This is a genomic window from Microcystis sp. M015S2 (genome assembly GCF_020245945.1).
GTDB lineage: Bacteria > Cyanobacteriota > Cyanobacteriia > Cyanobacteriales > Microcystaceae > Microcystis.
In genome coordinates this window covers 20028-35137 of record NZ_JADBTX010000028.1, presented here as the reverse complement: position 1 = coordinate 35137, position 15110 = coordinate 20028, and the positions used below count along the sequence as shown (strand labels likewise).

At 43.5% G+C, this 15110-nt stretch carries 12 protein-coding genes; 9 read left to right on the top strand and 3 right to left on the bottom strand.

What is annotated here, in order from left to right:
• Positions 1-579 precede the first annotated feature (579 nt).
• Both IM473_RS06280 and IM473_RS06275 read right to left on the bottom strand, forming a co-directional pair.
• On the bottom strand, positions 580-3684 hold the full coding sequence (locus IM473_RS06280; RefSeq protein WP_287659947.1) for an efflux RND transporter permease subunit: 3105 nt from the start codon (positions 3682-3684) through the stop codon (positions 580-582).
• A gap of 165 nt (positions 3685-3849) precedes the next feature.
• A complete protein-coding gene (locus tag IM473_RS06275) occupies positions 3850-4527 on the bottom strand; it encodes a C40 family peptidase (protein WP_287659948.1) in 678 nt (225 codons plus the stop codon).
• Positions 4528-5089: 562 nt separating this feature from the next.
• On the opposite strand from IM473_RS06275, the gene IM473_RS06270 reads away from it, so the two are divergent.
• The 7 genes from IM473_RS06270 (at position 5090) to trpE (ending at position 12533) form a co-directional block, all read left to right on the top strand.
• Positions 5090-6478, top strand: coding sequence for an LCP family protein (locus IM473_RS06270; protein ID WP_287659949.1), 1389 nt, complete (start codon positions 5090-5092; stop codon positions 6476-6478).
• Positions 6479-6480: 2 nt separating this feature from the next.
• Positions 6481-6981, top strand: a complete 501-nt coding sequence (locus IM473_RS06265) for a pentapeptide repeat-containing protein (protein WP_287659950.1) — start codon at positions 6481-6483, stop codon at positions 6979-6981.
• Between the two features lie 127 nt (positions 6982-7108).
• Entirely contained in the window at positions 7109-7696 is a 588-nt protein-coding gene (locus IM473_RS06260) for an anthranilate synthase component II (protein WP_287659951.1), read from the top strand.
• Between the two features lie 61 nt (positions 7697-7757).
• Positions 7758-8567, top strand: coding sequence for an MBL fold metallo-hydrolase (locus IM473_RS06255; protein ID WP_287659952.1), 810 nt, complete (start codon positions 7758-7760; stop codon positions 8565-8567).
• A 79-nt stretch (positions 8568-8646) separates the two neighbouring features.
• On the top strand, positions 8647-10284 hold the full coding sequence (locus tag IM473_RS06250; RefSeq protein ID WP_287659953.1) for an ABC transporter permease: 1638 nt from the start codon (positions 8647-8649) through the stop codon (positions 10282-10284).
• Between the two features lie 168 nt (positions 10285-10452).
• Positions 10453-10878, top strand: coding sequence for a photosystem I reaction center subunit II PsaD (locus IM473_RS06245; protein WP_002740397.1), 426 nt, complete (start codon positions 10453-10455; stop codon positions 10876-10878).
• A 134-nt stretch (positions 10879-11012) separates the two neighbouring features.
• On the top strand, positions 11013-12533 hold the full coding sequence (gene trpE / locus IM473_RS06240) for an anthranilate synthase component I (protein WP_287659954.1): 1521 nt from the start codon (positions 11013-11015) through the stop codon (positions 12531-12533).
• A gap of 106 nt (positions 12534-12639) precedes the next feature.
• Here the strand turns inward: trpE and IM473_RS06235 are convergent, their stop codons facing one another.
• A complete protein-coding gene (locus IM473_RS06235; protein WP_287659969.1) occupies positions 12640-13779 on the bottom strand; it encodes a PulJ/GspJ family protein in 1140 nt (379 codons plus the stop codon).
• Positions 13780-14201: 422 nt separating this feature from the next.
• Between IM473_RS06235 and gloA the strand changes: the two genes are divergently transcribed.
• Both gloA and IM473_RS06225 read left to right on the top strand, forming a co-directional pair.
• Positions 14202-14612, top strand: a complete 411-nt coding sequence (gene gloA / locus IM473_RS06230) for a lactoylglutathione lyase (protein WP_287659955.1) — start codon at positions 14202-14204, stop codon at positions 14610-14612.
• A gap of 21 nt (positions 14613-14633) precedes the next feature.
• Positions 14634-15107, top strand: a complete 474-nt coding sequence (locus IM473_RS06225; protein ID WP_287659956.1) for a CYTH domain-containing protein — start codon at positions 14634-14636, stop codon at positions 15105-15107.
• Positions 15108-15110: the final 3 nt, after the last annotated feature.

The following is a 15110-nucleotide window of genomic DNA, read 5'->3' as shown; positions in this document are numbered from 1 at the left end:
CCCACTCTGCAATAACTACTGGCAGCCAGAAATACGTTGGTTTCCTATCATACTTTGTGTTTTTTGTCAAAAAAACTTTTTTTTTGCAATAAAACTACACAAAAAAAAGATCATCGTTAGGGGTGAAATTGACTGATTTACCCGTCTTAATTAGGATCACCTTGTAGGTGTGGCAAGGGTTTCAACCATTGCTGCCCAAAAAAGCACAAAATAACCCATTATGAAATTCTATCAAATCGCTGTAACCTTCATAACATCGTCGTTAAATAAAAATTTTTCTCAATTAATTCTTAAGAATTTATAAATATTGCGAAATGTTAATTTAAATATTCTCAAGTTTTTGGAGTCAGTCAATAATTTTTGCTTATCTTTGACCAACATTGGGTTAGAAGTCAGGAGACAGTATTCTCCGAGTCAGGAGTCCGGAGTCCGGAGATAGGAGTCCGGAGATAGGAGATAGGAGATAGGAGACTTTTTTTATTTATTCTCCCCACTTCCCCACACCCTACACCCCACACCCTACACCCCACACCCCACACCCCACTTCCCCACTTCCCCACTTCCCACTGTGCAGGGGGATTATTTTCTGGAGAATAAAACGTAAAAACAGGGAATAATAAACAGAGTTAACAGAGTTGCTAAAGACAAACCCGAAAAAACGACAATTCCTAAAGGTTGCAGGAATTCTCCCCCCTCTCCCAATCCTAAAGCGAGGGGAAATAAACCTAAAACCGTGGTCACGGTAGTCATTAAAATCGGTCGTAAACGTTGGGGAGCGGCCTTTAAAATGGCTTGTAGTCGAGTAAAACCGAATTCTTGCCGCAATTGATTCGCTAATTCCACCATAATAATCCCGTTATTAACCACAATCCCCACCAATAACACCACCCCGACGATGACAATGGCATTAATCGGGGTTTTGGTCAAATATAGTCCGAAAATTCCCCCCGCTAGGGCCAAAGGAACGGTTAACATAATCACCAAAGGGTCTATGAGCGAGTTATACTGCACGGCCATGACCACAAAGACTAAAAATACCGATAAACCCGCTAATAAACCCAAAGAACCCTGAATTTCTTGATTAGACGTGGCGGCAGCACTGGGTAAAATGCTGATACCATCGGGTAAGGGAGTGGAATTTAAAACCGATTGTACTCCCGCGAGTGCGTCACTTAATTTCGCCCCTTCGACTAAACTGCCGATAATAATAAAAACTTGACGCTGATTAATTCTCTGGATGACCCCGGGGGTTTTTCCCGCTTCAATCCGGGCTATATCTGCTAATTTTAAGTCTTCTTGTCTATTGACAAAAATAGGTATTTGTGATATGTCACTAATTTTTTGCCGCGAGTTGGGGTCTAATTGCACCCGGATATCGATTAATCTTTCTCCCCGTTGCAGTTGGGTGGGGATTGATCCTTGAATAGCGGTCCGTAGCGTTTGTCCCACTTCCAGGGTACTCAATCCCAAACTATTTAAGCGTGTCCAATCGGGTTTAATCTGAATTTCTGGTTGTCTGGGGTCAGCATCGGCACGAAAACGCGCACTAGGGACTTTTTCATCGAGAATACTGAGGATTTCTTCACCAGCTTGCTCTAAAGTTTTCCCATCGCGTCCCTGTAACATCACATCCACATCGGCACCAACGGAGGGAGAGTTATTAAGAATAATACCGCGCACTTGACCGGGGGTGAGACGCAAACGCACGTTAACGAGGTTTAATTGCTCTAGTGCTTTGCTCATGCGTTCGATATAGGCTTCCGTATTAGTGCCTTTTTTGAGACTAATCGTACTAGAAGCGCGCAAAATATTTTCATTGGTAGTTGTGCCAAAAAGAGAACCGCCACTGGTAGTAAAAACATACTCAGTTTCCGGCTGTGATAATAGAATCTTTTCTACTTCCCGCATCACCTGACGGTTAGTATTTAAATTGGTACCAGGGGGAAATTGAGCAAAAACGTTGACCTGTCCGGTTTGAATACGACTAAAGACTTCCTGGGGGATATATTGCCAGAGATAAAAACTACTTCCCCCTAAAATTAAAAAGGCCAGTAGGATAACAGGTATTCTGTAGCGGATGATTTTAGCTAAAAAACGACCGTAGAGGATGGTTAAACCTTCTAGACGTTGACTAAAGACTTTTAAGAGCCAAAACCGATGGATACCACTAGAAACCCGCATATTTAACAAACGACTGGCCAACATGGGAACAACGGTTAACGCACAGAGGAGAGAAGCGGCCACAGCAAAACTGATAGTGAGGATAATCTCGTTAAACAGCAGGGAAATAAAACCACCCAGTAGTAAAAATGGCAGGATAGAAACGAGATTAGTCGCAGTGGAGGCCACTAAAGCAGATTCTACCTCTTGGCTGCTATTCCGGGCAATTTCTAAAAAATCTCGCTTATTTTGGTTTTGATTAACTTTAAGGGCAATATTTTCCAGCATGACAATGGAATTATCCACCACGATGCCCACCCCTAGGGCCAATCCTCCCAAACTAAACACATTTATCGATAACCCAAATAACTTCATAAAGATAATTGCGACGAGGGTAGAAAGAGGAATCGCTAGGGTAATGATAAAAGTCTGTCGCAGGGAACCGAGAAAGACGAATACAGTCAATGCTGCTAGAATTGTCCCCGCTAGTCCCGACGAAACCACGTTATTGACCGCGTTTTGGATAAATACAGACTCATCGGTAGTGGTGACTACTTGTATTCCCCCGGTCATTAACCCGGATTTTTTTAATTCTGTAATGCGTTTTTTGACCCCTTCTACCACAGCAATCGTGTTCGCATTCGGTTGTTTTTGGACGCTAACCCTCACGGCATTTTTTCCATTTAGGGTGACAAAAATTCTTTGTTCTTCTATCCCATCGATAACTCTGGCCACATCCCGCAGATAGATTTTTTCTTCGGGATTATTACTATCGGTCAGTGCTAAATCTTGGATATCCGCTACGTTTTTAAATTTCCCCACCGCGCGGGTTAAAGGTTCCCCGGTTTCTCCCTCTAGTCGGCCCCCAGAGATGTCCTGATTGCGTCTTTTTAGGGTGTCTAAAACCTGATTTAATCCCACTCCTAAAGATTGTAATCGCTGCAGGTCAATATTAACTTGAATTTCTTCTCTAACTCCCCCAATCACGTCCACCACTGCCACTCCTTCCACAAACCCCAATTCTCTCCCTAATTCTTCATCAGCAAATAATCTTAAATCTTTTAGGGGTAGGGTATCGGAAACGAGAGCGAATTCATAGACGGGTAAACGAGAGGGTTCAAATTTGTTTAAGCGCGGTTCCTCAATAATATCGGGTAAATTTTGTCGGACACGATTAAAACTTTCGGTAGCTTCGTTTAAAGCGACATTTAAATCTCCCCCCGGTTGAAAAAATAAATCTACTCGCATCCTCCCCTCGCGAGTTTCTGAATAAACTTGCACTACTCCCTCGGTGGCACTCATTCCTTCTTCTAGGGGTTTAGTTACTTCTTCGAGAATGACTTCCGGGGACACTCCAGGGACATTCATCCTTAAACTAATGCGGGGATAAGTGATAGAAGGAAGCAAATCTACTTGTAAACGATTTAGAAAAAAAAGACCGATGATGATAACTGCTATAGTTAACGTCAATACTCCTATGTGACGACGAATTGATAGACCGCTTAGGGAGATGTTTTCTAACATGATTATCTATGGGGGAGAGTGAGGAGACAGGAGACAGGAGACAGGAGTTAGGAGTCAGGAGTTAGGAGTTAGGAGTCAGGAGTCAGGAGATTATTTTTATCTATTCTTCCCACTTCATAATTCATAATTCATAATTCATAATTCATAATTACCACTGATAACTGATTAATTGTGCATAACTCGACCGAAACTCCATAATTTTTGATAATAATGACGACTAACGCTATCCTGATCATCGGTGAGGAGATTTATAGCGATACCATTGTTACCTGTTTCTTTTCCTGAACTGTGGATATATTGATTATTCCCTAGATATAAAGCCACATGATTAACTCTTTTATCACCAAAGAAAATTAAATCTCCCGGTAGTAATTCCTCTCGGTTTATTTTTTGACAAAAAGCCTCCTGTTGATAGGAATCCCTCGGCAACCAAATGCCAAAAGTGGCAAAAGCAGCCTGGATTAATCCTGAACAATCGTAATTAGGTGCAAGGGTTCCACCCCAGAGATAATGATTGGTACGGTTCCTTGCTTCCTGAGTAAAAGTGATAATCTCAGGAATATGTTTTTCTATGTCTGAACGAGTTAGAGGAATTTTTTGATAAGCTGTGGTGGCCACCGCAATTGCATCTAAATCTTCTCCGCATAACCAAGCTAAATAATTATCTTCCCTTAGCTGAATTTGTAGCCCTTTTTCGGTAATTTCTAGGGAAATAAATTTTAATTGTCTTCCCCGTTGTGCTTGGGTAGCTAACTCTTGACAACTGGGAGAATTGTAGAGATTTAAGTCTCTTATACAGAGATATTCCTGGGTAGATGATGGGGGAAGGGAGATGATTTTCATAAAAAATAGATCAGAATTTATTGACAAAAAAACTGTCAGACTAGCCAAAAGCTAAGGAATAAAAACAAGGAGAATAACCTTAGTTCTGTTATCTTCAAGTTTCCACCTCTCTTAATTCTTGGTTACAGATATAATCTATAACCGAACTGAATCCCTCAAATTCCTCTTGCCTAATTAACTTTTCAGGGTTCAAAAACCGCAAAAATAAGGATTAAATGGCATAAAATCGGTAAATAGAGTATTTAATTGACTATTAAGTAGGTAGGTGTTAAAAATTGTCAGATACCCCCCTTATCAAGGGGGGATTAAGGGGGGATCGAAGGCAAAATCTATCTTCTATCTTAACTCTCCTGACTACTGGCTACTGGCTACTGATCCCTAACCCTAACAACAATTTTTAATTTTTACAACAGGTCTAGGATAGCCAGTTCCTTAACAATATGTTACAATAGCCGGCGAGAGGGGGGTGGCCAATATCTGGAACTTTTGGGCTAGAGATAGATTCTAGGGATCAGCAGTCACCTCCTAGAGTAAGCTTTTAATCAGATGTTGAGGTTAGTCTATGGCCAATGTTTCCGGGCGGTTTGAAAAGCAAGAATACAGCCAAAACTCAGAAAATACCGTCACGGTGGTCAGTTCAGTCATGTCCGGTTTTAAAAAAGCATCTCCCCTGCAAAAGGGCTTATTTTGGGGAATAACCCTCAGTTTTACCGCCCTAGTTTCCGCTACTCTCGGGGCTGCCGTCGCTTTAATTAGTCCCTTACCCGCACCAATTGGAGCCATCTTCCAAAAAACATCTTTTCCCAACCAAACAGACATCCTTGAGGCTCAAGCTTGGAATAGCTTAATCAATCAGCAGCTTTCTCGTCCTGTTAATATTTTAGTTATGGGCATCGATCGAGTTTTAGATGCCAAAAACAGCGACGATGTATTTAAAGGTCGCAGCGATACCATGCTCCTAGTGCGCTTCGATCCTAGCGATAAAACCGTGAGAATGCTGTCTATCCCTCGCGATAGCCGTGTCAGAATCCCCGGCCACGGTTTCACTAAAATTAACGATGCCAATGTTCACGGTGGACCGACTCTAGCGGCGGAAGTGGTCAGTAATACTTTAGGGGATGTCACCGTTGATCGCTATGTGCGGGTGACTACCGATGCCTTTAAGGAATTAGTCGATTTAGTCGGGGGTGTAGAGGTTTATGTACCCGAACGAATGTATCATAAAGATGTCACCCAAAAATTAGAAATTGATTTACAAGAGGGTTGGCAAAATCTCAACGGCGACCAAGCCGAACAATTTGCCCGTTTTCGTAACCCCCAATACGGCGATGTCGGTCGCGTACAAAGACAACAAATTTTATTAAAAGCACTACAACAAAAGATTTTTAGTCCGACAATTCTCCCCAGTCTCCCGAAAGCAGTACAGGTTTTACAACAACATATCGATACGAATTTAACCGTCGAGGAAATGCTGGCTATCGCTAATTTTGGCCGGGAAATTAAACAGGATGACTTGAGAATGATCCTACTCCCCGGCCGGTTTAATAGCCTTGAGGAATACGATGGTCGCAGTTATTGGATTTTGAACCGTCGCGAAATCAGAACCATTGTGGCTAACAATTTTACCGATAACTATGCGGGGGGAGAAACCTCCGTTTATAGTCTGCGGATTGCCATTCAAAATGCCACCCATACCAAAGGTTTAGCCCGTCGTACTCGTGATTATCTGGCCAAACGGGGCTATACAAATGTTTATATTAGCGATGACTCCTCCCAAAAGCTAGAAACCACGGCAATTATTGCCCAAAAAGGTGATATTCAGTCCGCTAACCTCTTGAAAAATCAATTGGGAATCGGTAAAGTAGAATCATCCTCCACTGGTGCTTTAGACTCAGACCTAACTATTCGGGTGGGTGATGATGTGGCCCAGTTTCTCGACGCTCAACAGTAACAATGTTGAAAAATTTTTTCAGTCTGGTTTTAATTATTTTGCTGGCGATTCTTTGGCTACTTTTCGCGGCCCGTCCGGTGGCTTTGGCCCAAGATAAAACGATTAACTATAGTTTTGCCCAGCTGCAAGACCGGGATTTCTCCCATCAGGATTTGCGCGGAGGGGTTTTCGCAGCTGCCGCAATGCGGGGAGTTAACCTAGAAGAGGCCGATTTATCCTATAGTATTCTCACCGAGGCTGTCCTCTTAAAAGCTAACTTAAAAGGGGCCGATTTAACCGCCTCTTTGGTAGATAGAGTTACCCTCGATTTTGCCGATTTAACTAATACTATTTTTACTGATGCGATCGCTACTCGCAGCCGTTTTTATGACACAATTATTACCGGGGCCGATTTCACTAACGCGGTCATTGATAACTATCAGGTCAAGTTAATGTGTGAACGGGCCGATGGGATTAATCCGGTCACGGGAGTGGCCACCAGAGATAGTTTAGGCTGTGATTAGCAATTCCGGGCAGATTCTAGCTGACTGCTCAAAAATAGCCTACCCCCTACACTCCGGCTATCTCGATCGAGACAGCCAGGATGTAGAATGAAAATACTGAGCGAGGCTAGAGAAAGGAGAGGGACTCTTGATAATCGTCATCGATAACTATGATAGTTTTACCTACAATTTAGTCCAGTATTTGGGAGAATTAGCCTCCGAGTTCCCGATCGCCGTGCCGATCGAGGTCTATCGTAATGATAAAATAGACTTGGCCACAATCGAACAAATGCGGCCGGATGGAATTGTCATTTCCCCCGGTCCAGGTCGTCCGGTCGATGCGGGCATATCTCTGGAATTAATCGCTAAATTTGGCCCCCATTTGCCGATTTTGGGAGTCTGTCTCGGTCATCAAAGTATCGGTCAGGTATTCGGAGGGGATGTGGTCTCGGCCCCGGTCTTGATGCACGGCAAAACTTCGCCAATCTATCACAACAATGAAGGGGTATTTCAAGGGTTAGAAAATCCTTTTACTGCCACCCGTTACCATAGTTTAGTGATCGAGCGCTCAACTATGCCGGATAATTTAGAGATCACGGCCTGGGTGGAAGATGGCACGGTCATGGGGGTTCGTCATCGGGATTACCCCCACATTCAAGGAGTACAATTTCATCCCGAAAGTATTTTAACCACTGCCGGCAAGGAACTTTTAAGAAACTTTCTCCGATCCCTCTAGTGTTTGCTAATCCCCAACCCCTGAAATTAACCTTAACTTGATTAATTCTGCATCTACATTTATGAAAAGGCGAGATTTTATCTTATCGGCGGGGGCAAGTTTCTTAACCGTGGCAGTAAGCTCAGTTTTAGCGGAAACTAAACCGAAACCCACTAACCCCACTTCCCCCAAAAAACCCGATAATTCCCTCTTAGTTCAATGGTTGGGTCATAGTTGCTTTTTATTCACCGGAGGAGGGCAAAGAGTCCTCGTTAATCCCTTCCGGGCAATTGGTTGTACGGCGGGTTTTCCTTTGCCAAAAGTAGAAGCAGATATCGTTTTAATTAGTAGTCAACTCTGGGATGAAGGGGCGGCCGAGAATTTACCAGGTAATCCGAAAATTTTGTTTGAGCCGGGGGCCTATGATCTGGGTAAATTAAAATTCCAGGGCATTAGTATCGCCCATGATCGCATGGGGGGGCAACGTTTCGGCATGAATGTGGCCTGGCGTTGGGCCCAAGCGGGGATTAGTATTGTCCATTTAGGGGGGGCAGCGGCCGCAATCGAATTAGAACAAAGAATTCTCCTAGGTTCGCCGGATTTAGCTTTTATTCCCGTGGGGGGTGGTCCAAAAAATTATAATCCCCAAGAAGCAAAACAGGCGATCGAAGTTTTACAACCGCGAATAGCTGTCCCGACGCAATACTTCACCAGTGCCGCCGATAAAAATGCCTGTGAATTGGTCTCTGTAGATGAGTTTCTCAAGTTAGTCAAAGATAAAAATATCCGTTTAATCGGGGACAATAAATTACGGATTCGTGCCGCCGATTTACCGAAAAAAGGGACGCTCATTCGCGTGTTTGACTACCGCAAGCTGTTACAGAAATCCTAATTTTTAGGAGCCAATAACCTAGTACTGCTGTAGATCATCTCCTAGTTCTCTAAAAATTGCTTTAACAATCTTATTAAAAATGTTTTTGCTGAAAGAATCTCGCTCTTTTTTTAGACAGGGATGGACGATGGCAGTTTTACTAATTGCCCTGCTTGTTTCCCTGCCGATTTTATCGGTGGCCAGTAGTTTATTAACTAATTCTAGTCAAGTCTGGCAACATCTGATCGAAACTGTTCTCGGGGATTATCTAGTTAATTCTTTTTGGTTAATGTGCGGGGTGGGCAGCGGCGTTTTAATCATCGGTGTCGGGACCGCTTGGTTAACAACGATGTGTCAATTTCCCGGTTGTCAACAATTTCAATGGTTATTATTACTACCCCTGGCTGCTCCTGCCTATCTCTTGGCCTATACTTATACCAATATGATGGACTATTTTGGTCCGGTGCAGACCTTCTTAAGAAGTGTTTTCGGTTGGGATAGTGTCGAGGATTATTGGTTTCCTAATATTCGTTCTCTTTGGGGGGGGATTCTTATGTTAATACTGGTGCTTTATCCCTACGTTTATCTGTTAGCAAGGGTGGGTTTTTTAGAACAATCTGTCTGCACAGTGGAGGCAAGTCGCTCCTTGGGATGTAATCCTTGGCGCAGTTTTTTTACTGTCGCTTTACCCCTAACAAGACCGGCAATTATGGCGGGATTAGCCCTAGCTTTAATGGAAACTCTGAACGATTTTGGTACGGTGCAGTATTTCGGAATTAATGCTTTTACCACGGGGATTTATAATACTTGGTTCGGTATGGGCGATCGCATAGCGGCGGGGCAGTTATCCACAGTTTTAATGGTATTTATCCTCGTTTTAGTTTTCCTTGAACAATCCTCCCGTCGTCAAGCTCGTTACTATGAAATGACCAATCGTTTCCAGTCACCGACTAAGTATGAACTAGGATTTGTTCGCAGTTTTTTGGCAATAATCTCCTGTTTTTTGCCAGTATTTCTGGGGTTTATTGCCCCCGCTTTCTATTTGGCATATCTAGCCTTTAATCACGCCCAAGAAACTTTTAATAATGACTTTTTTAGTTTATCGGTAAACAGTTTTTTTCTGGCTAGTTTAAGCGCAATTATTGCGGTAGTTTTAGCTTTAATTCTCGCCTACGGGGAAAGACTTAATCCGAATAAAACTCTTAAGCTTTCCGTGCGGATTGCGGCCGCTGGTTACGCTATCCCCGGCATTGTTATCGCCGTGGGGGTTTTAATTCCTCTCGGGAAATTAGATAACTTTTTCAATCAAGGATTAAATATCAATTTAATTCTGAGCGGCACGATTTTCTGTCTGATTTTTGCCTATATTGTCCGGTTTTTAGCCGTAGCTTTTTCCACATTAGAATCGAGTTTAAGTAAAATTAAACCTAGTTTAGATGATGCTTCCCGCAGTCTTGGCTATGGCACTGGTGCCACTTTAATTAAAGTGCATATTCCTCTTTTGTCGGGGGGATTATTGACGGCGGCTATGTTAGTTTTTGTCGATGTGATGAAGGAATTACCGGCTACTTTGGTCTTAAGACCTTTTAATTTTGATACCCTAGCGGTGCGCGTTTATCAATACGCCAGCGATGAACGTTTGGTGGAAGCGGCGGCACCAGCCCTGGCCATTGTCCTAGTGGGATTAATTCCGGTAATTTTTTTAAGTTGGCAAATTTCCCGACGGGCGATCGATTAAAGTGGTGGCCGATTCCTAGACAAGTTGGCGATCGGCCAGCAGCTTAGTTCTATAGTCTAGTACAAAATAATGTTACAGTTCTTGACAAGACTACTAGAGAGGGGGGGTGTCAGTGATAGGATTCCCTAAAACCCCTTTTCTTTATTTGTGTAGAGAGAACAAAATCCTATGACAGAACTTTCTGGAAAAGCTCCTAAGTTCGGTGGCAGCACGGGCGGTTTACTCGCCAAAGCCGATCTGGAAGAAAAGTACGCCATCACCTGGACAAGCAGCAAAGAACAAGTCTTTGAAATGCCCACCGGTGGCGCCGCTATCATGAACGAAGGCGAAAATCTCCTCTATTTGGCCCGCAAAGAACACGCGCTCGCTCTTGGTACCCAATTCCGGACGAAATTTAAGCCCAAAATCGAAGATTACAAAATCTATCGGATTTACCCCAGTGGTGAAGTGCAGTATCTCCACCCCGCTGATGGTGTCTTCCCCGAAAAAGTTAACGCTGGTCGTGAATTTTTCGGCAAAAAAGACCGCAATATCGGCAAAAACCCGGAACCGGCGACAATTAAGTTCTCTGGTGTCACTCCCTACGAAGCATAAATAAACCCTAAAATCGAGAGGGGGGAGTTAGATTTAGAAGCTATTTAGCCCTAGGATTTAACTTCTGACTCTCGATTTCTCTGATCGCAATCGGCTACAAGTGTTGTGCTATCCGTTTCCTGAACCATCAAAATATGATCTTCCCCGACTTCGATCGCTTTCGTCAACTCGCCGGCCAAGGTAACTTTATTCCTGTCTATCAAGAATGGATCGCTGACCTAGAAACGCCCGTTTCGGCCTGGTATAAAATTTGTGCCGATCAAGCCTACAATTTTTTATTAGAGTCGGTGGAAGGGGGCGAAACCTTGGGACGCTACAGCTTTTTAGGCGGCGATCCCGTCTGGGTATTGGAAGCGCGGGGAAACACCACCACCCAAACTTTTCGCGATGGTTCTCAAGAGATTTTTTCCGGGGATCCTTTCGAGATTTTAACCCGATGTTTAGCCCCGATCGTGCCAGTTAAATTGCCGCAATTACCCGCCGGAATAGGGGGTTTATTTGGTTTTTGGGGTTATGAATTAATTAATTGGATCGAACCGCGAGTGCCTATTTATCCCGCTACCGATGCCGATCTACCGGATGGTATTTGGATGCAGGTGGATAATCTAATTATTTTCGATCAAGTTAAACGGAAAATCTGGGCGATCGCTTATGCCGATATCCGGGGTAAAAATCCCGATTTAGCGGCCGCTTATCAAGCGGCCTGCGATCGAGTGACACAGTTAGTTCTCAAGTTACGATTACCCCTACCAACTAATGCCAAAACCCTGGAATTATTACCGGTTGGTCACGGGAAAGAATTGGTCTATGAAAGCAATACAACTCAGGAAAAATTCTGTCAAAATGTCCTGAAAGCCAAGGATTACATCAAAGCGGGGGATATTTTTCAGGTGGTTATTTCCCAGCGTTTAAATGCCAATTATCAGGGTCATCCCTTCGATTTATATCGTTCCCTGCGTCTGATTAATCCTTCTCCCTACATGGCTTTTTATAACTTTAAGGATTGGCAGATTATTGGCTCTAGTCCTGAAGTGATGGTTAAGGCAGAACGGGACGAATTAGGTAAAATAAGGGCTACTGTCAGACCAATTGCTGGCACCCGTCGCCGGGGACAAAACTTGAGTGAAGATCAAGCTTTAGCCACGGATTTATTGCAAGATCCCAAAGAAATTGCCGAGCATATTATGTTAGTGGATTTGGGGAGAAATGATCTAGGCCGGGTGTGCGATCGAGGTACGGTCAAAGTAGACGAATTAATGATAATTGAACGTTATTCCCACGTTATGCACATTGTCAGTAATGTGGTCGGGGATTTAGCAACCAATAAAAGTGCTTGGGATTTATTAAAAGCTTGTTTTCCGGCGGGAACCGTCAGTGGGGCCCCGAAAATTCGCGCCATGGAAATTATTCATGAATTAGAACCCTGTCGTCGTGGTCCCTATTCAGGGGTTTATGGTTACTACGATTTCGAGGGACAGTTAAATAGTGCCATCACAATTCGTACTATGATTGTTCGTCCCCAAGGTAATCAAAATTATCTGGTTTCCGTGCAAGCGGGAGCAGGGTTAGTAGCTGATTCTGAGCCGGAGAAAGAGTATGAAGAAACCCTCAACAAAGCGAGGGGTTTATTGGAGGCAATTCGCTGTTTAAGTTAGGCTTTTTAGCCTAGGATCTAGTTAAGGGGATTTGGCGATGATTTCCGAGAAGGAATCGGGTTAACTAAGGAGGATAACATCAAGGTTCCAGCTTATTGCCATAAGTTTAGCGAGGGGTAATAGTTACTAAAACCTGATAGGAGTTTGGCGGACTCGTAAACACGAATAAAACTTGGTTATTATCAAGATTTCTGGGTGAATCGCTGCTATCAGAGGTATATACATCTACTTGATCTGGAGGGGTCGAAGAGCGATTAGTCAGTGTCGGATTGACGGCGACTACAATAGCGTCTCCAGAAATTCCCTGAATAGTTGTTCCCTGATCAGTTGAAGGTATAGCTACTCCTGGCGGAATATTATTCAGGCGACCGGCAGCAACAGTACAGGATGCACAATTTCCTTGAATAACTTTAGCTGTAACATTTGCCGGCATGGTAACAATGGGTAGAGTTGGGTTGGTACTCCCTGAGGGGGATTCGAGGACAAATATTTCATTGGTAGCTCTGGTGGCAACTCTGGTGCTGACAGAGTAGTCAACTTTATCCCTATTTCCATTAGTCACAGTAGTCATCTCTACCTGAGCTTTGGCATTCAAAATCACTTGATTACCACCCGCGCGAACACAGGTATAAAAATCGTCCACATTGCCAAGGACGGGGATTCGGGTAAAACTCGTGGGACAATTGGGGTTATTAGCAGCCGCTGCTAACATATCGGTGACAGGGGAATGTTGCCAAGTAGCAACATCTGCGGGGGTGATGTAGTTGCCATTAGCGTCCAAGTTTGGACCATAACGCCACAAGACTCGCGGACCGGTTAAGCTATTTTCAGGGCCTTTGGTATAGTAAACGATCTGGTTGGGGAGCAGCAGACCTGGACTGCTGGGGTCGGGAATTCGGAAAGCTAGAACTGCTCGCGCTCCTTCGGGTACTTGATCCGTCATGATCGCAGCTTGAGTCTCAGCGATAATTCTTGCTCGTCTCACTTCATCTGAAACAAACTCTAGAGTACGATTAAGATTATTTTGGATTTCACTATCGGCATTAGCTCGATAGTTACTTCTGAGCAAGTTAATCACACCAATTCCCGCCACCGAGATGACAATCAGCATCATGGAACTTGCCAGTAAAACTTCTGTAATCGTGAAACCTGCTTGTCGAACTGGTTGGTGAGCTTGTCGAACCAACCGGGCGGATTTTTTCCGTAAACTGCCTAGGTGATTGATGCACCCTAAATAAAAACGCATAGCTTTAACCCGTGCCAATTTTTCTGTTCTGTACTCCCCTAAATATTTGACATTTATTGCAGTCACGCAGATTTTATTAAACTATCGGTCAGTCAAGTCAAAAGGTGTTTTCGGAAACCACTGAAAATTTACTACTACCTACTGCCTTGACAATTCCCCTAGAAAACTCCTGAACGAGACTGTTTTAACTTAATCAACTTCACCACTAAATACACGATAGACCGAGAAAATCTTCTAGATAGTGATTTCGGTGTTGCCAGAAAGTTGATTTTTTTCACAGCGATTATGGGAGTAAGTGGTTTTACAGGAAATTTCGTACACTTGTATTAGTATAATTGTTGAGCCTCAAGGAGATAAGAAGGCCCAAGGACTGGTTACAATCAAGGATGAGTAATTTTTCGATCGATGTCATCTAAATAATCATGCGTCTCTTACACACCATGCTCCGGGTCAATAACTTGCAGGAATCTCTACAATTTTACTGCGATGTGCTAGGAATGAAGTTATTGCGCCAGAAAGACTATCCCAATGGTCAATTTACCCTCGCTTTCGTCGGTTATGGCGATGAGGCTAATCATGCTGTCATCGAACTGACCTATAATTGGGGAGTTGATCGCTATGAAGTCGGTAATGCTTACGGTCATATTGCCCTAGGCGTGGATGATATCTATAGCACCTGTGAGAAAATTAAAGTTCTTGGTGGCAATGTCACCAGGGAGCCGGGCCCGATGAAACACGGTTCTACGGTGATTGCTTTTGTGGAAGATCCTAATGGCTACAAGATCGAGTTAATTCAACTAGGAACCCAAGCTGCTGCCGTGGCTAGGGCTTAAATTTATTGCCATCAAGAGCTTATGACTGTTGAAATTGAACGGAAGTTTCTGGTTAAAGGGGATCACTGGCGATCGCTGGCTGCTGGCAAGTTGTATCGTCAGGGATATATTCCCACCCAAGATGGATTGACAACCGTGCGAGTTCGCGTAGTTGGAGATCGGGGTTATTTAACCATTAAAGGCAAGACTGAGGGCATTAGTCGGCTGGAATTCGAGTATGCAATTCCCCTAGAAGATGCGGCGCTCATGTTAGAAAACCTCTGTAAAAAACCTTTAATTGAAAAGATTCGTCATCGCATTTCTTTGGATAATTTAACTTGGGAAGTTGATGAATTTTTGGGAGATAATCAAGGTTTGATTATGGCTGAAATTGAGTTAGAACAAGAGGATCAAGTCATTACTATTCCTGATTGGATCGGCGAAGAAGTCACGGGAGATGAGCGATACTACAATATCAATTTACAGAAATTTCCCTATAAAATGTGGCCATTGTAGTAT

What these genes read in the sequence shown, in the direction of transcription:
- IM473_RS06255 (WP_287659952.1), top strand. Translation starts at nt 7,758, where the DNA reads ATGAAAAGGCGAGATTTTATCTTATCGGCGGGGGCAAGTTTCTTAACC.
- IM473_RS06280 (WP_287659947.1), bottom strand. Translation starts at nt 3,684, where the DNA reads ATGTTAGAAAACATCTCCCTAAGCGGTCTATCAATTCGTCGTCACATA.
- IM473_RS06225 (WP_287659956.1), top strand. Translation starts at nt 14,634, where the DNA reads ATGACTGTTGAAATTGAACGGAAGTTTCTGGTTAAAGGGGATCACTGG.
- IM473_RS06270 (WP_287659949.1), top strand. Translation starts at nt 5,090, where the DNA reads ATGGCCAATGTTTCCGGGCGGTTTGAAAAGCAAGAATACAGCCAAAAC.
- IM473_RS06275 (WP_287659948.1), bottom strand. Translation starts at nt 4,527, where the DNA reads ATGAAAATCATCTCCCTTCCCCCATCATCTACCCAGGAATATCTCTGT.
- trpE (WP_287659954.1), top strand. Translation starts at nt 11,013, where the DNA reads ATGATCTTCCCCGACTTCGATCGCTTTCGTCAACTCGCCGGCCAAGGT.
- IM473_RS06245 (WP_002740397.1), top strand. Translation starts at nt 10,453, where the DNA reads ATGACAGAACTTTCTGGAAAAGCTCCTAAGTTCGGTGGCAGCACGGGC.
- gloA (WP_287659955.1), top strand. Translation starts at nt 14,202, where the DNA reads ATGCGTCTCTTACACACCATGCTCCGGGTCAATAACTTGCAGGAATCT.
- IM473_RS06250 (WP_287659953.1), top strand. Translation starts at nt 8,647, where the DNA reads ATGTTTTTGCTGAAAGAATCTCGCTCTTTTTTTAGACAGGGATGGACG.
- IM473_RS06265 (WP_287659950.1), top strand. Translation starts at nt 6,481, where the DNA reads ATGTTGAAAAATTTTTTCAGTCTGGTTTTAATTATTTTGCTGGCGATT.
- IM473_RS06235 (WP_287659969.1), bottom strand. Translation starts at nt 13,779, where the DNA reads ATGCGTTTTTATTTAGGGTGCATCAATCACCTAGGCAGTTTACGGAAA.